Raw genomic sequence first — 18686 nt, forward strand, 5'->3', positions numbered from 1 at the left:
TGACAACAGTGCCGTCGTAAGGCGGCGAACAGGACAACCATCGCGGCGGCGGGACCCGCCGCACTATCGGAGACGGTGAGATGGAGACAACGCTGCGAGGCGTCGGCGTGAGCCATGGCGTGGCGATCGGCGAGGTTCGGCACATGGGTACGGCGGTGCTGGAGCCGCCGGCGAAGCAGATCCCCGCCGAGGACGCGGAGCGGGAGCAGGGGCGTGCCCGCCAGGCTGTGGATGCCGTGGCCGCCGACCTGATGGCGCGCGGCAACCTGGCGGGGGGCGAGGCCCAGGCCGTGCTGGAGGCGCAGGCCATGATGGCCCAGGACCCGGAGCTGATGGCGGACGTGGACCGGCGGATCGCCGTCGGCAGCACGGCCGAGCGTGCCGTGTACGACGCCTTCGCGGCGTACCGGGAGTTGCTGGCCGGTGCCGGGGAGTACCTCGCCGGGCGCGTGGCCGACCTCGACGACGTGCGGAATCGTATCGTCGCCCGGCTGCTGGGCGTCCCGATGCCGGGTGTGCCGGACAGCGACCAGCCCTATGTGCTCGTGGCCCGGGACCTGGCTCCGGCCGACACGGCGCTGCTGGACCCGTCTCTGGTCCTCGGTTTCGTGACCGAGGAGGGCGGCCCGACCAGTCACAGCGCCATCCTGGCGCGGGCGCTGGGCGTGCCCGCCGTGGTGGCCCTGCCGGGGGCCGGTGAGCTGGCCGAGGGCACGGTGATCGCTGTCGACGGCAGTACCGGCGATGTGTTCGTGAACCCGGCCGAGGAGAAGAAGGCGGAGCTGGAGGCCGCGGCTGCCGAGCGCAAGGCCGCGCTGGCCGCTTCGACGGGCCCCGGTGTGACCGCGGACGGGCACAAGGTGCCGCTGCTGGCCAACGTGGGCGGGCCTGCGGACGTGCCGGCGGCCGTGGAGGCCGGGGCCGAGGGTGTCGGGCTGTTCCGTACCGAGTTCCTCTTCCTGGACGACAGCAAGAACGCTCCTTCCGAGGAGAAGCAGGTGGAGGCCTACCGGCAGGTGCTGGAGGCGTTCCCCGAGGGCCGTGTGGTCGTCCGCGTGCTGGACGCGGGCGCGGACAAGCCGCTGGACTTCCTGACGCCGGCCGACGAGCCGAACCCCGCGCTGGGCGTGCGGGGGCTGCGGACGCTGCTCGACCACCCCGAGGTACTGCGCACCCAGCTGACGGCGCTGGCGAAGGCCGCCGAGGGGCTGCCCGTCTACCTTGAGGTCATGGCGCCCATGGTGGCGGACCGCAAGGACGCCAAGGCCTTCGCGGACGCCTGCCGGGAGGCGGGGCTGCAGGCCAAGTTCGGTGCGATGGTCGAGATCCCGTCGGCCGCGCTGCGGGCGCGTTCCATCCTGCAGGAGGTGGAGTTCCTGTCGCTGGGGACCAACGACCTCGCGCAGTACACGTTCGCGGCCGACCGGCAGGTGGGTGCGGTGTCGCGTCTGCAGGACCCGTGGCAGCCGGCTCTGCTGGACCTGGTCGCGCTGTCCGCCGAGGCGGCCAAGGCCGAGGGCAAGAGCTGCGGGGTGTGCGGCGAGGCCGCGTCCGATCCGTTGCTGGCCTGTGTGCTGACCGGTCTGGGCGTCACCTCCCTGTCCATGGGTTCGGCGTCGATTCCGTACGTGCGCGCCACGCTGGCGAAGTACACGCTGGCGCAGTGCGAGCGGGCGGCGGCCGCGGCGCGTGCGGCGGACAGCGCCGAGGAGGCGCGCAGCGCGGCTCAGGCGGTGCTGTCGGGCGAGTAGGCCGTGACGGCGCCTTGGGTGCCGGGTTCAGGGGCGTCCTGCCTTCGGGCGGGACGCCCCTGGCGTTCGTGCCCGGCCCGGCCTTCAGTGGCGGTGGTCCGGTGCCGTGCTCTCCTCTCCGAGGGCGGGGGGCTCGCGGTAGTCGACGCCGGACTCGGGTGGGATGAGGTCGCCGGTTTCGACGTCGGTGCAGTAGGCGTCGAACACTTCGGACGCCGTCAGCGGTTCGAGGGCGCCGCCGCGCAGTCGCCATCCGTAGACGCGGTCGGCCGTGCCGGTCGCGCTGGTGCGCATGACGAGTCCGCCGGGGCTGCGGGTCGCGAGGCCGAGGGCGAGGACGCTGGTGAATTCCAGGGCCTCGGCCTCGTCCAGGCGGGTCGCGCCGTGGGGATCCTGGTCGCCGTGCAGGACGGAGACGAGGGTGTCCGGTGGACCGGAGACGGTGCAGACGAGGTGGCGGTCGCCGGGTGGTGCGGTGTCGAGGATGCGGACCAGGAGTTCGGAGGCACGGGTGAAGGCCGCCCTGCCGATGTCCTCGCCGCAGGTCGGGCAGGGGCCGAGGCGCGTCAGGAGCGTGGTGGCGTACTCCCAGGTGGCCTGGCGGACGGCTTCGTCGATGAGAGCGGGCAGGAGGACGGCGAGCGGGCGGCCGTCGTAGGGGATGCTGGGGCCGGTGGCCGCGAGTTCCGCCGTGAACCTGCTGCGGCTGGCCGGGGCGTCGGGGTCGAGGCCGGTGTCCGCGCAGTAGGCGGCGTAGTCCTCGGGGTCGAACAGGGCGAGTGTGGTGTGGGTGCCCTGGGCGGCCCGGGCCTTGAGCACGGCTTCCAGTTGCCGGAGGTAGGTCGTGTGGTCGTCGAAGGTGAAGCTGCGGTAGCGCCGCATGGCGCGGAAGTCGTGGTCGTCGGTGAGTACGCCGATGGTGCCGGCGATCTCGCGGCGCAGGACGCGTCGCAGGGTCTGGTGGTCGGTGTGCGCCATGATTCCCCCAATGCGCGGTCGATCAGTGCTCACTCACCGTAACCGGCGGCACTGACAACGGCAGTGCCGCCGGTGGTCGTGGACCCGGTGGCGGGGGTATCGGCGCAGGTCACCGTGTTTGTAACGACTCGGGGGCGGATACGGAGGGTGATGATCCGCTTGTTTCAGGCGCGTTTGCGGGCGAGTTCCTCGTAGAAGCCGAGCAGGGCGAGGTTGTCGATGGAACCGGGATTGACGGCCTTTTCCAGAGGGGTGCCCTGCAGCAGGCGTTTGACCGGGACCTCGATGCGCTTGCCGGTGAGGGTGTGCGGGATGCCGGGCACCTCGATGATCTCGTCGGGGATGTGGCGCGGCGAGAGCTGTTCGCGGATGGCCTGCTTGACGCGGTTCAGGAGGGCCTCGTCCAGTACGGCGCCCGGCGCGAGGTGGACGAACAGCGGCATCCAGTAGCCTCCGTCGGGCTGTTCGATGCCGATGACGAGGGATTCCTTGATCTCGGGCAGGCGCTCGACGACCTCGTAGATGTCGGCCGAGCCCATGCGGACGCCCTGCCGGTTGAGGGTGGAGTCGGAGCGCCCGTGGATGACGACCGTGCCGCGTGAGGTGACGGTGATCCAGTCGCCGTGGCGCCAGACGCCGGGATAGGTGTCGAAGTAGCTGTCGTGGTAGCGGCGGCCGTCGGGGTCGTTCCAGAAGTGGATCGGCATCGACGGCATGGGGTTGGTGACGACGAGCTCGCCGACCTCGTCGACGAGGGGCTTGCCGCTCGGGTCCCAGGACTGCAGGTCGGTGCCGAGGCCGGGTGCCTGGAGTTCGCCGGTGTACACCGGCAGGGTGGGTACGGCGCCGGCGAAGCAGGAGCAGACGTCCGTGCCGCCGCTGACGGAGGCGATCCACAGGTCGTCGCGGACCTCGTCGTGCAGCCAGCGGAAGCCGTCGGGCGGCAGCGGGGAGCCGGTGGTGGCGACGCACTTCACCGCCGACAGGTCATGGTCGCGGGCGGGGTGGACGCCGGCCTTGCGACAGGCCATCACGTAGGCGGCGGAGGTGCCGTAGAGGGTGGCTCCGGTGCGCTCGGCGACCCGCCACTGGGCGCCGGTGTCCGGGTAGCCGGGGCTGCCGTCGTACAGGACGATCGTGGTGCCCGTGAGCAGACCGGAGACGAGGAAGTTCCACATCATCCAGCCGGTCGAGGTGTACCAGAAGAACCGGTCCTCGGGGCCGAGGTCGCAGTGCAGGCCGAGCTGCTTGAGGTGTTCGACCAGGATGCCGCCCTGTGACTGGACGATGGCCTTCGGCAGGCCGGTCGTGCCGGAGGAGTACAGCACCCACAGCGGGTGGTCGAACGGGACCTGCTCGAAGACCGGCTCGGCGTCCCCTGCCGTCAGCGCCGACCACTCCAGGGCGCCGTCGGGTGCCTCGGTGCCCAGCAGCGGGATGTGGACGACGGCGCGCACGGTGGGCAGCTCACGGCGCAGCTCGGCGACCGTCTCGCGGCGGTCGTGCTCCTTGCCGCCGTAGCGGTAGCCGTCGACGGTGAACAGGACGACGGGTTCGACCTGCTGGAAGCGGTCGAGGACGCTGCGGGCGCCGAAGTCGGGGGCGCACGAGGTCCAGACGGCGCCGACGGCGGCCGTGGCGAGGAGGGCGACGACGGCCTGGGGGATGTTGGGGAGGTAGCCGCTGACGCGGTCGCCGGGGCGTACGCCGAGGGCGCGGAGTTCCGCGGAGAGGGAGCCCACCTGGCGGCGCAGTTCGGTCCAGGTCACCGGGCGCGGTTCGTGCGTCTCGTCCACGTGGAGGAGAGCGGGTTCGTCCGCGCGGTCCGCCGCGGCGCGCAGGGCGTGTTCGGCGTAGTTGAGGGTGGCTCCGGGGAACCACTGGGCGCCGGGCATGGCGCGGTCGCCGAGCACGCGCGTGCAGGGGGTCGAGAACCGTACGTCGAACCATTCGGTGACGGCTGCCCAGAAGGTCTCCAGCCGGTCGACGGACCACCGGTGCAGTGCCGGATACCCGCCCTCGGCCGGGGCGCCGTGGTGTTCGGCGGCCCATGCCTGGAACCGGGTGATGCGGGCCTGGGCGATCTGCTGGGGATCGGGCTGCCAGAGCGGCTGGGGGTTCGCGGTCGACATTGGGGCGGCTCCCGGACTGTGCGCGTCGTGTGCGTCGGTCCGCGCACGGGCTGGGGTGTGCGCGTGACGCGGCTGACAGGGACGATGCCATGTGATCGACTTCTACACCAGGGTGCGCCCCACATAGTCCCTCTGGTGAAGATGTGGCCCGGGCACGGGTGAACGGCAGTTGAACGACACGCGCGCGTGGGGCGCTCAGTGGCAGGGTGAGCAGCATGGACGGTCGTGACCTGGTGCGTTCGGTGAGTGTGGTCGGTGCGGGGCGGGCGGCTCGGGGGTTGCGTACCGTGCGGGCGGCGTGGCGCAGGAAGCGTATCGACGCCGCCGGGCTGCCGCGGCGGGGACCCGAGCGGGCTCGGGTGCCGGGGCAGGTGCAGGGCGTGGAGCCGGGGCCGGGCGGGGGTCTGATCCGGTTCAGCCGCTCCGAGCTGCGGGTCGTCGTGGCGGCGAACGGCGCGGTCTTCTGGGGGTGGGACGGGGCGGGTCCGCAGCCCTCGTACGCGCTCGCGGGGAGTGGTCCCGAACCGGATCCGCGGGCGGTGCTGGAGCCGGACAAGGACGGCGGCTGGCGGGTGGTGGCCGAGCGCGTGACGGTCGTCGTGTCGCGGCACGGGGCGGTGCAGGTGTGCACGCCGGGCGGGGTGACGCTGCGGCGGGATCTGCCGCCGCGCTGGTGGGAGCCGGTCGGCGGAGGTGCGGCACGGTGGATGCAGCGGTCGGAGGTGGCGGCGGACGCCCGGTTCTTCGGTCTGGGCGGGCGGGCGTCCGGTCCCCGGCTGCGGGACGGCGCGTACCGGCTCTGGAACACCGATCCCGGCCGTGCGTTCGGGCCCGGCGAGGATCCGCTGTACCTGACGATGCCGGTGCAGCTGGTGGTGGCGGACGCCGGCACGCATCTGGTGTTCCACGACACCACCTGGGACGGCACGGTCGTCCTGCGCGAGGGCGAGGAGGGTGCCGGGTCCGGGCACGACCGGGCGGGGAGCTGCGAGGTGCGGATGGCCGGTGGTCCGCTGCGCTGCTGGGTGATGGTGGGCACTCCCGCGCGCGTGCTGCTGACGTGGGCCGCGCTGACCGGGCCGCCCGCGCTGCCGCCCGCGTGGGCGCTGGGCCATCATCACGCGCGGTGGGGCTTCGGCAGCGAGCAGGAGCTGCGCCGGATCGTCGCGGGCTACCAGGAGCGAGGGCTGCCGCTGGACGCCGTGCACCTCGATATCGATCACTACGACGAGCACCGGGTGTTCACGGTCGACCAGGAGCGTTTCCCCAAGCTGCCGGTGCTGGCCGAGGAGCTGCGCCGGGACGGGATCCGGCTGGTGTCGATCGTCGACCCGGCGGTGCGGGCGGAACCGGGCAACCCCGTCTACGAGAGCGGTGCGGCCGTGGACGCCTTCGTGCGGGACGGGCGGGGCCGCACGGTGGAGGGTGTCGCATGGGCCGGCGATTCGGTGTTCCCGGATTTCACGCACGCGCGCGTGCGTGAGTGGTGGGGCGGGCTGTACGAGGAGCGGCTGGGGCAGGGCTTCGCGGGGTTCTGGCACGACATGAACGAACCGACGTCCTTCAGCGCCTTCGGTGAGTCGACGCTCCCGCGTTCGGCACGGCACGCCCTGGAGGGGCGCGGCGGCGACCACCGGGAAGCGCACAACGTGTACGCGCTGTGCATGGCCCGGGCAGCCTACGAGGGGCTGCGCGAGCTGGCACCCCGGGAGCGGCCCTTCCTGTTCTCACGCTCGGGCTGGGCCGGGTTGCAGCGGTACGGGGGCACGTGGTCGGGGGACGTGGCGACGGGCTGGCCGGGGCTGCGGGCGTCGCTGTCGCTGGTGCTGGGGCTCGGACTGTGCGGGGTGCCGTACTCGGGTCCGGATGTGGGCGGTTTCGACGGCAGTCCGTCGCCGGAGCTGTACCTTCGGTGGTTCCAGCTGGGCGCGTATCTGCCACTGTTCCGCACCCATGCGGGTCTGCAGGCGGGGCGCAGGGAGCCGTGGGAGTTCGGTGACGAGGTGCTGGAGCACGCGCGCGTGGCGCTGCTCGAACGCCGGCGGCTGCTGCCGTACTTCCTGACGCTGGCGCATCTGGCCCGGCGGACCGGCGCGCCCTATGTCCGGCCGCTGTGGTGGGGGGCGCCTGAGGACCGGGCTCTGCGCGACTGCGAGGACACGTTTCTGCTGGGCGACGGGCTTCTGGTGGCCCCGGTCCTGGATCCCGGTGCCAGGCGGCGCACGGTGCGACTGCCGCGGGGTCGCTGGTACGACACGGTGACGGAGGAGGTTCACGAGGGACCGGCCCAGGTCGTCCTGGACGCCTCGCTGTCCCGGATACCGGTGCTCGCGCGCGCGGGAGCCGTGATCCCCGTGCGGGGCACCGACGGCAGGCTGGAGCTGGAGGTGTGGGCGCCCGCGCGCGGGCGCACCGGTGGCGGTCTGGTCGTGCCGGACGCCGGAGACGGCTGGGACGAACCGGAGATCGAACGCTACGTCGCCCGCCGGCAGGGCGGCCGGGTGGTGGTCACCCGGCACCGGGAGGACGGTGTGGCGGAGCCGCCCTACCCGGTGCGCGTGCGTGGGCTCAGCTGAACCGCCCGGCTCATACGTAGCGGCCCTCGAACCACGCCTTGACGGCCACCGTGTGCAGCGGGAAGGCGAGCTCCTCGGGCCGGCGCAGCAGCTGCCAGCCCTCGGTCTCGTCCGTGGGACCGGAGGGCGGCAGTCCGTCGGCCGGGCGTTCCGGCAGCAGTCCGAACAGCAGCAGGTGTCCGTCGGGTGAGCTCATGGCGTCCACGAGCCGTACCTCGCGGGCGGCTGCGTCGATGCCGGTCTCTTCCTTGAGCTCGCGTACGACGGCCTGCTTCCAGTCCTCGCGGTCGTCGATGTAACCGCCGGGCAGGGCCGTGCCTCCGCGCGCGGGGGCGACGGTACGGGTGATGACGACCAGGGCCGTGCCCTTGGTGTCGTACACGGGCTGGAGCGCGACCGCGACCGGCAGCGGGTTGCGGTAGGCGACGGTCCCGCAGGACGGACAGGTGCGCGGCCATCCGCAAACGCCCTCTCCAAAGGACGCCCCGCAGCTCGAACAGTGGGAGTCCGGCGCGGAATTGGCAGTTGGGTGCTGAGTTTCGGACACGCGCGGACTGTATCCGATCGCGGGAGGGACGTGTTCCGGAAGTGACCCGTAAGGAAGCGAACGGATCAGGAAGGGGCGGCCGGAATCACCCCCGTCGGCCCCGGCCGCCCTCCCTGTACCACGACGCCGTCCGGGCCCGTTCGGTTCACAGATACGCCCTGTCTATTTCCGGTTGCCCGTGGCAGACTTCTGACGATTCGTCAGATTACGCTGAGGAGAGGGCCGTTGTCGTACACACGCAAGCCGGCGATCACCGGCTGGTTCACCGGTGAGGGTGACGGTTTCCGGCTCCTGGGCACCCGCTGTACGGCCTGCGCCTCGGTCTTCTTCCCGCGCGAGGACGTCCACTGCCGCAACCCGCACTGCGCGGGCGGGCCCCTGAAGGAGATTCCCTTGTCGCGAAAGGGACGCATCTGGTCGTACACCGACAGCCGGTACCGTCCGCCGTCACCCTATGTGAGCGATCCGGAACTTCCGTGGGAGCCGTACGCGTTGATCGCGGTGGAGCTGGAGGCCGAGCGGATCGTGGTGCTGGGGCAGGCGGCTCCCGGGGTCACCGTCGCCGATCTGACGGTGGGCATGGAGGTGGAGGTCGTCCCCGGTGTGCTCCACGAGGACGAGGACACGGGGACGACCTGGACGATCTGGCACTGGCGGCCGACGGGGGTGGCGGCGTGACGAAGGACGTGGCGGTGCTCGGTGCGGGCATGCACCCATGGGGCAAGTGGGGCCGTGGCTTCGTGGAGTACGGGACGGCGGCGGCCCGCGCGGCACTCATGGACGCCGGCCTCGACTGGCGGGACGTCCGATCGGTCGTGGGTGCGGACACCGTGCGCGGCGGATATCCGGGACACGTCGCCGGAGCCACGTTCGCCAAGGCCCTCGGCTGGCAGGGAGCCACGGTGACCAGCGTGTACGCGGCGTGCGCGTCCGGGGCCCAGGCCGTTGCCGCGGCGCGGGCCCAGATCCTCGCCGGCCTGGCGGACGTCGTCCTCGTGGTGGGTGCGGACGCAGCGCCCAAGGGATTCTTCCGGCCCGCGGGCGGGGACCGCCCCGACGATCCGGACTGGCTGCGGTTCCGCCTGCTCGGGGCGACGAATCCGGCGTACTTCGGGCTGTACGCGCGGCGGCGGATGGCGGTGCACGGGGACACACTGGAGGACTTCGCGCTGGTCAAGGTGAAGAACGCCGCCCTCGGGGTGCTCAACCCGTACGCCCGGTACCGCAAGCGGGTCACCGCCGAGGAAGTGGCCGCCTCCGCCGTGGTCGCGGACCCACTGCGGTTGCTGGACATCTGCGCCACCTCCGACGGCGGGGCCGCCCTGGTGCTGTCCAGCGTGGACTTCGCACACCGGCACGGTGTCGCCCGGCCGGTGCGGATCCGGGCGGTGTCCACGGTGACCCCCCGCTTCCCGAACACGGTGCCGGACCTGCCGGACATCGCCACGGACTCCGCGGTCGCGGCGGCGCCGCCGGCGCGGACCTTCCGGGCGTCCATCGCCGGAGCCGCCTACGAGGAAGCGGGCATCGGCCCCGAGGACCTGTCCGTGGCCGAGGTGTACGACCTGTCCACCGCACTCGAACTGCAGTGGTACGAGGATCTGGGACTGTGCGGCGAGGGCGAGGGCGCGAAGCTGCTGCGGGAGGGCGCGACCGCCCCGGGCGGCCGGATACCCGTGAACACCAGCGGCGGGCTGGCCTCCTTCGGCGAGGCGGTCCCGGCCCAGGCCATCGCCCAGGTGTGCGAGTTGACCTGGCAGTTGAGAGGCGTGGCGGGCGACCGTCAGGTCGCCGGGGCGCGGGTGGGCATCACCGCCAACCAAGGGCTGTTCGGGCACGGTTCCTCGGTGGTCGCCGTGCGGTGAGCGGAGCCGGGCCGGAGACTCCTGCGTCAGGAGGGAGATGTGGGACCTACACGCTGAGTGATCACCTCGGAATCCTGCGTGAACGTCTCATGAACTGCGCCTGGGGGTGCCCGGACAGCGCCATCATGCTCCCGTGCACTCCTGGACGGATACTCTCCGCTTCGCCTTCCAGCCAGTGGTCAACCTGAGGACGGGCGCGGTCGCCGCACTGGAGACACTCGCCCGCCCGGAGACCGGCGACGTCCTGGCCCAGGCCCGCCGGGATCCCGAACTGGACGCCCGGCTGGCCGTGCTGGCGCTCCGCGCGGCGGCCCGCAAGGAGACGCTGCTACCGCTGCACCTGAACGTGTTCGCGGCCACGCTCGCCGACCTCGGCGGTCTGACACCGCTGCACGACGCCGTCCGCGCGGCGGGACGCCTGACCTGGGAGGTGACGCTCGACATCGTGCCGCCCTACACGCACGTGCCCCAGCGGGCCCTCCTGGAGGCGGTGGCCTCGCTGCGCGAGCAGGGCTTCCGGATCAGCGCGGACGGCGTCGGCGACGGCGACGTACCGCTCAGGCTGCTCACCGACCTCTCCCCCGACCTGGTCAAGCTCGACGCCTCCCTGCTGGCCCGGCCGGCCGCGGTACGGGCGATGCGGACGCTGTGCGAGGAACTGGGTGCCCTGGTCGCGGTGGAGGGCGTGGAGACGGAACTCCAGTGTGCGGGGGCCATGTCGGCCGGCGCGCAGCTGGGTCAGGGCGAGCTGTTCGCGCCCCCCGCCCGGATCCCCGCAGCGGACGTCTACGTTCCGCCGCCGGCTCCGGATGCCACCGCCGCTCCCCGTTCCGGGCCGTCGGTGCGGGAGTTCGTGCGACCCGCCGCCCTACTGCCGCTCACCGCCCCGGCAGGGCAGGTACGGGCGCTGCTGACCGGTTCGCCGGACGTCTCGGGGGTCCTGCTGGTGGACCCGTCCGGCCGGCCCGTCCGGTCGGTGCACCGCTCGCGCTTCCTGCTGTCGATGTCGGGCCGCTACGGACACGCCCTGTACGCCGACCGGCCGGCCTTCAAACTGGGCGACGCGCCCCGCACGGTCGGCGTCGACGCGACCGCCTGGGAGGTGCTGGACGTGGTGGCGGTCGGGGGCCGGGACCGGACCTCCGACGACGTGGCGGTGGTCGACGCACACGGCCGGTGCGTGGGGGTCGTACGCCTGGCGGATCTCGTGCGGGCGCTGGCCGAGAGCCGGGTCGAGGAGGCCGCCGGGCTCAACCCGCTGACCCGGCTGCCCGGTTCGGACGCGATCGTGGACGAGGTGGACCGGCGGATCTCCGACGGGCGGGCGTTCGCGCTCAGCTGGCTGGACATCGATCACTTCAAGCAGGTCAACGACGGTGCCGGGTTCGCCGCGGGCGACGAGCTGATCCGCGCGGTGGGCCGCGCCCTCCAGCAGGCGGTCGCCGGGCACGCGCGCGTGGGGCACATCGGCGGTGACGACTTCCTGGTGCTGGCCGACGAGGAGGCGCTCGATCCGCTGGTGGCCGCCGTGCTGGACGTCCCCTGGGCGGCGGGCGGGCGGCCGGTCACCCTCTCCCTGGCGACCGTCGTCTGCGGCCCCGGCAGCGTGGGAGACCACCACCAGGCCGCCGCCCATCTCGCTCCGCTGAAGAAGGCCGCCAAGGCGCTCGACGGCGCGAGCTGGGTGCTGGGGCGCGCCGGGTCACCGGGTCACGAGGTCCGGCGCGGTGGCCTGGGTGAGGCCCCGGCGCAGGCCGGATACGCAGCCGCCGAGCCAGGGTGGTGAACAGCTCTTTCGTATACGTCCGTTGCGCCGGATCCGTGACGCACGGCCGAGGGAAAGGTGGGTGTCACCGTCACCGCAGGCAACCTTGACGCCCCCGGGACGCCGGTGAACACTTCCGGGTGTCAGCCGACATCGCCGTACATTCTCGGTGCTATCAGGCACTGCGGTAGAGGTCTGTCCTGCTCCACGGCCCGGCCGCCCAGGGCGATCCGGCTGCCACGGCACGCTCGTCACGGAAGCCGGGCGGGGCGCGGGGCCCTCCCTGCCTTCGGCTGAAGTCGCCAAGGGAACCGTCCTGTACGACAGGGCCGGGGCCGACCGCCCCGTACCGGCGCCAAGGGAGCCGCCATGAGCAACGGAGACATATTCGTCGGCGAGGTCATCGGCACCGCGATTCTGATCCTGTTCGGCGCCGGCGTCTGCGCCGCCGTCACCCTCCGGTACTCCAAGGCAAGGGCCTCGGGCTGGGTCGTGATCGCGTTCGGCTGGGGCTTCGGCGTGCTAGCCGGCGCGTACACCGCCGCTCCCCTCTCCGGCGGTCACCTCAATCCGGCGGTCACCATCGGCATCGCCGTGGACACCGGCAGGTGGGGCAAGGTCTGGGTGTATCTGCTCGGGCAGATCGTCGGCGCGATGCTCGGCGCCGTACTGGCGTATCTGGTGTACCTCGCCCAGTTCCAGGCCAACGTCCGCACGGAAGGCACCACCGACGGCACCGCCGGCGAACCCGTGCCGACGCTCGGTGTCTTCTCCACCATCCCGGAGATCCGGAACCCGGTCGCCAATCTCGTCACGGAGATCATCGCGACCGTCGCGCTCGTCCTGCCGGTCCTCGCCTTCGGGCTCACGAAGGGGCTCGGCGAATCCGGCACCACCGTGCTGATCGTCTCCTTGCTAGTCGTCGGCATCGGCCTCTCCCTCGGCGGCCCCACCGGCTACGCCATCAATCCGGCCCGCGACCTCGGCCCACGCCTCGTGCACACCTTCCTGCCGATCCCCAACAAGGGCAGCTCCGACTGGGGTTATGCCTGGATCCCGGTCGTCGGCCCGCTCGTCGGCGGAGCACTGGCCGGCCTGGTCTACAACGCCGCCTTCTGATTGCCCGACTTCCGATTCCCGCACGGTCCTCCGACCAGCGATCCGACCCAGCGACCCAGGGGCAGCCATGACGGACACCGCCGGCACGTATGTCGCCGCCATCGACCAGGGCACCACCTCCAGCCGCTGCATCGTCTTCGACCACAGCGGCGCGATCGTCGCCGTCGACCAGCGCGAGCACCGGCAGATCTTTCCCAAGCCGGGCTGGGTGGAGCACGACGCCACCGAGATCTGGTCCAAGGTGCAGGCCGTGGTGGCCGGGGCGCTGGCCAAGGCCGGGCTGCGCGCCGACCAGCTGAGCGCCCTGGGCATCACCAACCAACGGGAGACCACGGTCCTGTGGGACCGCGCCACGGGCAAGCCCGTGCACAACGCCATCGTCTGGCAGGACACCCGGACGGCGGCGCTGTGTGCCGAACTGGGCGGCACGGACGGCCAGGACCGCTTCCGCGAACGGACCGGGCTGCCGCTGGCCAGCTACTTCTCCGGGCCCAAGGCGGCCTGGCTGCTGGACCACGTGCCCGGTCTGCGGCAGCGGGCCGAACGCGGTGAGATCGCGTTCGGAACCATCGACTCCTGGCTGATCTGGAACCTCACGGGCGGCACCGACGGCGGCCGGCACGTCACCGACGTCACCAACGCCGGCCGCACGATGCTGATGAACCTGGACACCCTCCAGTGGGACGCCTCCATCCTCTCCGCGATGAACGTGCCCGAGGCCGTGCTCCCCGAGATCCGGTCCTCCGCCGAGGTGTACGGCACCGCGGTCGGACAGCTGTCCGGGGTGCCCGTGGCCTCCGCGCTGGGCGACCAGCAGGCCGCCGTGTTCGGGCAGGCCTGCTATGACGTCGGCACCGCGAAGAACACCTACGGCACCGGCAGTTTCCTGCTCCTGAACACCGGCAACCGGCCGGTGCCGTCCAAGAGCGGGCTGCTGACGACGATGGGCTACAAGATCGGCGGGGAGGCGCCGGTGTACTGCCTGGAGGGGTCCATAGCGATAACGGGCGCGCTGGTCCAGTGGTTCCGAGATCAGCTCGGGATCATCCGGAGCGCCGACGAGATCGAGACGCTGGCGGCGAGCGTCGACGACAACGGCGGCGCCTACATCGTGCCGGCGTTCTCCGGCCTTTTCGCGCCGTACTGGCGCTCCGACGCGCGCGGGGTCGTCACCGGCCTCACCCGGTACGTCACGAAGGCCCACCTCGCGCGCGCGGTGCTGGAGGCGACGAGCTGGCAGACCCGCGAGGTCGTGGACGCGATGTACCAGGACTCGGGGGTGCGGATCACCACCTTGAAGGTGGACGGCGGCATGACGAAGAACAACCTGCTCATGCAGCACCAGGCGGATGTCCTAGGCGTGCCGGTGATCCGGCCGCGGGTGTCGGAGACGACCTGTCTGGGCGCCGCCTACGCGGCCGGGCTGGCCACCGGGGTGTGGAACGACCTGGACGAGCTGAAGTCGCACTGGCAGAAGGACGCCGAGTGGACGCCCGCGATGGAGGCGCCGGTCCGCGACCGCGAGTACCGCAACTGGCGCAGGGCCGTGGAGAAGAGCTTCGGCTGGCTGGCCGAGGACGGGGGCCCGGAGGCGTAGGAGCCGGCGCCCACGCGCGTGCGTGCTCCGCACAGGACCACGGCCCGTACCCCGGTCGGCGGGGGTACGGGCCGTACCTGCCGGTCAGCCGGGCACAGTCTGGCGGCGGTCGGCCGCGTACTCCATGGCGTGCCGGACGACTCCGATGAGCACCTCCTTGACCGACTCCCGGTCACGGGCGTCACACAGCAGGACGGGCACGTCATCGTCCAGGTCGAGGGCCTGGCGGACGGACTCGGCCGGGTAACGGGCGGCTCCCTCGAAGCAGTTGACACCGACGACGAAGGGGATGGAACGCCGTTCGAAGTAGTCGACGGCGGCGAAGCAGTCCTCCAGGCGGCGGGTGTCGGCGAGGACGACGGCACCGAGCGCGCCCTCGGACAGCTCGTCCCACATGAACCAGAACCGTTCCTGCCCGGGCGTGCCGAAGAGGTAGAGCACCAGGTCCTCGCGCAGGGTGATACGGCCGAAGTCCATGGCGACCGTGGTGGTGTGCTTGGCCTCCACACCGCTGGTGTCGTCGACCGGACGCCCGGCCTCGGTGAGCAGTTCCTCGGTGCGCAGCGGCCTGATCTCGCTGACCGCGCCGACGAGGGTCGTCTTGCCCACGCCGAAGCCGCCGGCCACCAGGATCTTGAGCGTGACGGGCTCGACCGGAGGCTTGCCGCGCTCAGAACGCCCGAAGATCATCGATCTCTTCTCCTGCTTGATGGGGTTCGGGCGACGGTCGGCCGTAGCCGCCGCCACCGGGGGTTTCGATGACGAGTACGTCGCCGGGACCGACGTCGGCCGAGCCGCTTGCGCCGAGGTCGGTGACCGTGCCGTCGGCTCGTTCCACCCGGTTGGCGCCGAGCGCTCCGGGGGCGCCGCCGGCCATGCCGTACGGGGGTACGCGGCGGTGCTGGGAGAGCGTGGAGACGGTCATCGGTTCGAGGAACCGGATGCGGCGGACGGCTCCGTCACCGCCGCGCCACCGTCCGGCGCCGCCGCTGCCCCGCCGGACGGCGAACTCCTCGAGCCGGACCGGAAGCCGCCATTCCAGGACTTCCGGGTCGGTGAGCCGGGAGTTGGTCATGTGGGTCTGGACCACGTCGGCACCGGGGAAACCGTCCCCTGCGCCGGATCCGGAGGCGACGGTCTCGTAGTACTGGTGCCGGTCGTTGCCGAAGGTGACGTTGTTCATGGTGCCCGAGCCCTCGGCCTGGACGCCGAGCGCCGCGTAGAGCGCGCCGGTGATGGCCTGCGAGGTCTCCACGTTGCCCGCGACGACGGCGGCGGGCGGCTCGGGAGCGAGCATGGAGCCGTCCGGCACGATGATGTCCAGGGGGCGCAGGCACCCGTCGTTGAGCGGGATGTCGTCGGCGACCAGCGTGCGGAAGACGTACAGGACCGCCGCGTCGACCACTGCCAGGGGCGCGTTGAAGTTGGTGGCGAGCTGCGCGGAGGTGCCGGTGAAGTCGATGGTCGCCCGGCGCTCGGTGCGGTCGACAGCGACGCGGACCCGGATGACGGCACCGGAGTCGGTCTCGTAGGCGTACTCACCGTCGTCCAGGGCGTCGATGACGCGGCGCACGGCCTCCTCGGCGTTGTCCTGGACGTGCCGCATGTAGGCCTGGACGACGTCGAGGCCGAAGTCCTCGATCATGCGGCGGAGCTCGTCGACGCCCTTCTGGTTGGCGGCGATCTGGGCGCGCAGGTCGGCGAGGTTGGTGCGCGGGTTGCGGGACGGGTACGGCGCCTCGGTGAGCAGCCGACGGGTCTCCTCCTCGCGGAAGCGGCCGTTCTCGGCGAGGAGCCAGTTGTCGAAGAGGACGCCCTCCTCCTCGATGGTGCGGCTGTGGGCGGGCATGGAGCCGGGGGCGATGCCGCCGATCTCGGCGTGGTGACCGCGTGAGGCGACGTGGAAGAGGATCCGCGGTTCACTCTCCGTGTCCGTGGCCCGGTCGGTGTCGAAGACGGGGGTGATCACGGTGACGTCCGGCAGATGCGTGCCGCCGTGGTACGGGTCGTTGACGGCGTAGGTGTCGCCGGGTCGCATGGCGGAGCCGCGACGGCGGATGACCTCCTTCACGCTGGTGCCCATGGAGCCCAGGTGGACGGGGATGTGGGGGGCGTTGGCCACCAGGTTCCCGTCCGGGTCGAACAGGGCGCAGGAGAAGTCCAGCCGCTCCTTGATGTTCACGGACTGGGCCGTGGACTCCAGGCGTGCGCCCATCTGCTCGGCGATGGACATGAAGAGGTTGTTGAAGACCTCAAGGAGGACCGGATCGGTTTCCGTGCCGAGATCGGAACTCTGCGTAACCGCCGTGCGTTCCATGAGCAGATGCCCGTCATCGGTCGCGGCGGCCCGCCAGCCGTCGTCGACGACGGTCGTCGCGCCGGCCTCGGTGATGATCGCGGGGCCGGTGACGGTCTCGCCGGGAGGAAGGGCCTCCCGGCGGTGGAGGGGTACGTCGCGCCAGGCGCCGCCGGTGTGGAGGCGGACGGTGCCGGGCGCACCGGGACGGCCCTCGTACGGGGCGAGGGCGGAGAGATCGGGGGGTGCGGTGATGCCGGTGGCTTCGACGGAGAGGGCTTCCACGACGACGGGTCGGTCGAGCGTGAAGGAGTACGTGGCGCGATGACGTTCTTCGAAGGCCTGCCTCATGGCGTCGGGCTCGCCCAGCTCGACGGTGAGAGTGGTGTCGGTGCCGTCGTAGCGCAGCTGGGCACGGCGGGTGACCTGGATGCGGTCCTCCGGCACGTCCTCGGCGACGAGTTCGGCGCGGGCGGCGGTCTCCAGGTCGTCCGCCGTCTTGCGGATGCCGGGCATGGCGGCGGCTTCAAGGGGCGCCTCGACGGACCGTTCACGCATGGCCGTGGTGTCGGCGAGACCGATGCCGAGCGCGGAGAGCAGCCCGGCCATGGGGGGTACGAGCACGGTGCGGATCCCGAGCGAGTCGGCGACCCCGCACGCGTGCTGGCCGCCCGCGCCGCCGAAGGTGGTCAGGGCGTAGCGGGTGATGTCGTGGCCCTTCTGGACCGAGATCCGCTTCACGGCGTTGCCGATGTTGGCGACGGCGATCTGCAGGTAGCCCTCCGCCACCTGCTCCGGGGTGCGGTCGTCGCCGGTGCGTTCGTGGATCTCGCGCGCGAGGGCGGTGAACCGGTCACGGACGAGGGCGGAGTCCAGCGGCTGGTCGCCGCCGGGCCCGAACACGGCGGGGAAGTGGGCGGGTTGGATTCGGCCGAGCATCACGTTGGCGTCGGTGACGGTGAGCGGGCCGTCGGCGCGGTAGCAGGCCGGGCCGGGGTCGGCGCCTGCGGAGTCGGGGCCGACGCGGTAGCGGGAGCCGTCGAAGTGCAGGACGGAGCCACCGCCGGCGGCGACGGTGTGGATGTCCAGCATGGGGGCGCGCAGCCGGACGCCCGCGATCTGTGTGGTGAAGACCCGTTCGTACGCGCCGGCGAAGTGCGAGACGTCGGTGGAGGTGCCGCCCATGTCGAAGCCGATGACGCGGTCGAAGCCGGCGCGCTGGGACATGCGGGCCATGCCGACGATGCCGCCGGCCGGTCCGGAGAGGATGGCGTCCTTGCCGCGGAACTGCCCGGCCTCCGTCAGCCCGCCGTTGGACTGCATGAACATCAGCCGTACGCCACGAAGTTCGTCGGCGATGTGCCGCACGTAGCGGCGCAGCACGGGCGAGAGGTAGGCGTCCACGACGGCGGTGTCACCGCGCGGGACGAGCTTCATCAGCGGGCTGACCTCGCTGGACAGCGAGATCTGCGGGAAGCCGATACGGGCGGCGAGCTCGCCGACGGCGCGTTCGTGGGCGGGGTGGAGGTGGCTGTGCAGGCAGACGACGGCGATCGCGCGGATCCCGTCGTCGTAGGCCTCCTGGAGCGGGCCGGCCAGGGCGTCCAGGTCGGGGGCGCGCAGGACGGTGCCGTCGGCGGCGACGCGTTCGTCCACCTCCACGACCCGCTCGTGGAGCAGCTCGGGGAGCTCGATGCGGCGGGCGAAGATGCGGGGGCGGTTCTGGTAGGCGATGCGCAGGGCGTCGCGGAAGCCGCGGGTGACGACGAGGAGGGTGCGCTCGCCCTTGCGTTCCAGCAGGGCGTTGGTGGCGACCGTGGTGCCCATGCGGACGGCCTCGACGGGTTCCCGGGAGGCGCCGAGGAGCTCGCGTACGCCCGCGACGGCGGCGTCCGCGACAGGGGTCCCCCCGCTCGGGCCAGTCCGGGAGCCCGCGCGGGTGGGAGTGTCGGACAGCACTTTGTGCGTGAGCAGCCGGCCGTCCGGGCGACGCGCGACGATGTCGGTGAAGGTGCCGCCTCGGTCGACCCAGAACTGCCAGCCAGTCACGTCGCTACCCC

Annotated in this window: 13 protein-coding genes (1 of these 13 running past the window's edge); 8 read left to right on the forward strand and 5 right to left on the reverse strand. The window is 72.1% G+C overall.

Features of this window, described 5'->3' with window-relative positions:
* Positions 1-3, forward strand: the end of a protein-coding gene (locus S1361_RS07695) for a PTS sugar transporter subunit IIA (protein WP_208031092.1). The gene continues 447 nt to the left of window position 1, outside the view; only the last 3 of its 450 coding nucleotides appear in the window; the start codon falls outside the window, past its left edge; the stop codon is at positions 1-3.
* A 77-nt stretch (positions 4-80) separates the two neighbouring features.
* Positions 81-1751 (forward strand): phosphoenolpyruvate--protein phosphotransferase, encoded by a 1671-nt coding sequence (gene ptsP, locus S1361_RS07700; RefSeq protein ID WP_208031093.1) that lies wholly within the window; start codon positions 81-83, stop codon positions 1749-1751.
* A gap of 84 nt (positions 1752-1835) precedes the next feature.
* On the opposite strand, the gene S1361_RS07705 is transcribed toward ptsP, so the two are convergent.
* Both S1361_RS07705 and S1361_RS07710 read right to left on the reverse strand, forming a co-directional pair.
* Positions 1836-2729, reverse strand: coding sequence for a hypothetical protein (locus S1361_RS07705; RefSeq protein WP_208031094.1), 894 nt, complete (start codon positions 2727-2729; stop codon positions 1836-1838).
* A gap of 164 nt (positions 2730-2893) precedes the next feature.
* Positions 2894-4861 (reverse strand): acetoacetate--CoA ligase, encoded by a 1968-nt coding sequence (locus S1361_RS07710; protein WP_208031095.1) that lies wholly within the window; start codon positions 4859-4861, stop codon positions 2894-2896.
* 215 nt (positions 4862-5076) lie between these two features.
* Here S1361_RS07710 and S1361_RS07715 point away from each other — a divergent pair, with 215 nt between their 5' ends.
* Entirely contained in the window at positions 5077-7437 is a 2361-nt protein-coding gene (locus tag S1361_RS07715; RefSeq protein ID WP_208031096.1) for a glycoside hydrolase family 31 protein, read from the forward strand.
* 10 nt (positions 7438-7447) lie between these two features.
* Here the strand turns inward: S1361_RS07715 and S1361_RS07720 are convergent, their stop codons facing one another.
* A complete protein-coding gene (locus S1361_RS07720; RefSeq protein ID WP_208031097.1) occupies positions 7448-7984 on the reverse strand; it encodes an NUDIX domain-containing protein in 537 nt (178 codons plus the stop codon).
* A gap of 225 nt (positions 7985-8209) precedes the next feature.
* Between S1361_RS07720 and S1361_RS07725 the strand changes: the two genes are divergently transcribed.
* The 5 genes from S1361_RS07725 to glpK all read left to right on the forward strand — a co-directional run bounded on the left by S1361_RS07725 (position 8210) and on the right by glpK (position 14330).
* Positions 8210-8662, forward strand: coding sequence for a Zn-ribbon domain-containing OB-fold protein (locus S1361_RS07725; RefSeq protein WP_208031098.1), 453 nt, complete (start codon positions 8210-8212; stop codon positions 8660-8662).
* Positions 8659-9849, forward strand: coding sequence for a lipid-transfer protein (locus tag S1361_RS07730; protein ID WP_208031099.1), 1191 nt, complete (start codon positions 8659-8661; stop codon positions 9847-9849). The genes S1361_RS07725 and S1361_RS07730 overlap by 4 nt, the downstream gene beginning before the upstream one ends.
* Positions 9850-9982: 133 nt before the next feature.
* A complete protein-coding gene (locus tag S1361_RS07735; RefSeq protein ID WP_208031100.1) occupies positions 9983-11635 on the forward strand; it encodes a GGDEF domain-containing protein in 1653 nt (550 codons plus the stop codon).
* Between the two features lie 348 nt (positions 11636-11983).
* On the forward strand, positions 11984-12733 hold the full coding sequence (locus S1361_RS07740) for an MIP/aquaporin family protein (protein ID WP_208031101.1): 750 nt from the start codon (positions 11984-11986) through the stop codon (positions 12731-12733).
* Between the two features lie 67 nt (positions 12734-12800).
* Positions 12801-14330, forward strand: a complete 1530-nt coding sequence (glpK, locus tag S1361_RS07745) for a glycerol kinase GlpK (protein WP_208031102.1) — start codon at positions 12801-12803, stop codon at positions 14328-14330.
* An 84-nt stretch (positions 14331-14414) separates the two neighbouring features.
* On the opposite strand, the gene S1361_RS07750 is transcribed toward glpK, so the two are convergent.
* Both S1361_RS07750 and S1361_RS07755 read right to left on the reverse strand, forming a co-directional pair.
* Positions 14415-15020, reverse strand: coding sequence for a GTP-binding protein (locus S1361_RS07750; protein WP_208031103.1), 606 nt, complete (start codon positions 15018-15020; stop codon positions 14415-14417).
* Positions 15001-18675: a hydantoinase B/oxoprolinase family protein gene (locus tag S1361_RS07755; protein ID WP_208031104.1), complete on the reverse strand. Its 3675-nt coding sequence runs from the start codon at positions 18673-18675 to the stop codon at positions 15001-15003. Before S1361_RS07755 ends, S1361_RS07750 begins: the two co-directional genes overlap by 20 nt.
* Between the last annotated feature and the right edge of the window lie 11 nt (positions 18676-18686).

Origin of the sequence: Streptomyces cyanogenus (assembly GCF_017526105.1) — a bacterium.
GTDB classification, from domain to species: Bacteria; Actinomycetota; Actinomycetes; order Streptomycetales; family Streptomycetaceae; genus Streptomyces; species Streptomyces cyanogenus.

Bases quoted from the DNA above. Each gene is read 5' to 3' on its own strand.
- ptsP (WP_208031093.1), top strand. From the start codon at position 81: ATGGAGACAACGCTGCGAGGCGTCGGCGTGAGCCATGGCGTGGCGATC.
- S1361_RS07705 (WP_208031094.1), bottom strand. From the start codon at position 2,729: ATGGCGCACACCGACCACCAGACCCTGCGACGCGTCCTGCGCCGCGAG.
- S1361_RS07710 (WP_208031095.1), bottom strand. From the start codon at position 4,861: ATGTCGACCGCGAACCCCCAGCCGCTCTGGCAGCCCGATCCCCAGCAG.
- S1361_RS07715 (WP_208031096.1), top strand. From the start codon at position 5,077: ATGGACGGTCGTGACCTGGTGCGTTCGGTGAGTGTGGTCGGTGCGGGG.
- S1361_RS07740 (WP_208031101.1), top strand. From the start codon at position 11,984: ATGAGCAACGGAGACATATTCGTCGGCGAGGTCATCGGCACCGCGATT.
- glpK (WP_208031102.1), top strand. From the start codon at position 12,801: ATGACGGACACCGCCGGCACGTATGTCGCCGCCATCGACCAGGGCACC.
- S1361_RS07750 (WP_208031103.1), bottom strand. From the start codon at position 15,020: ATGATCTTCGGGCGTTCTGAGCGCGGCAAGCCTCCGGTCGAGCCCGTC.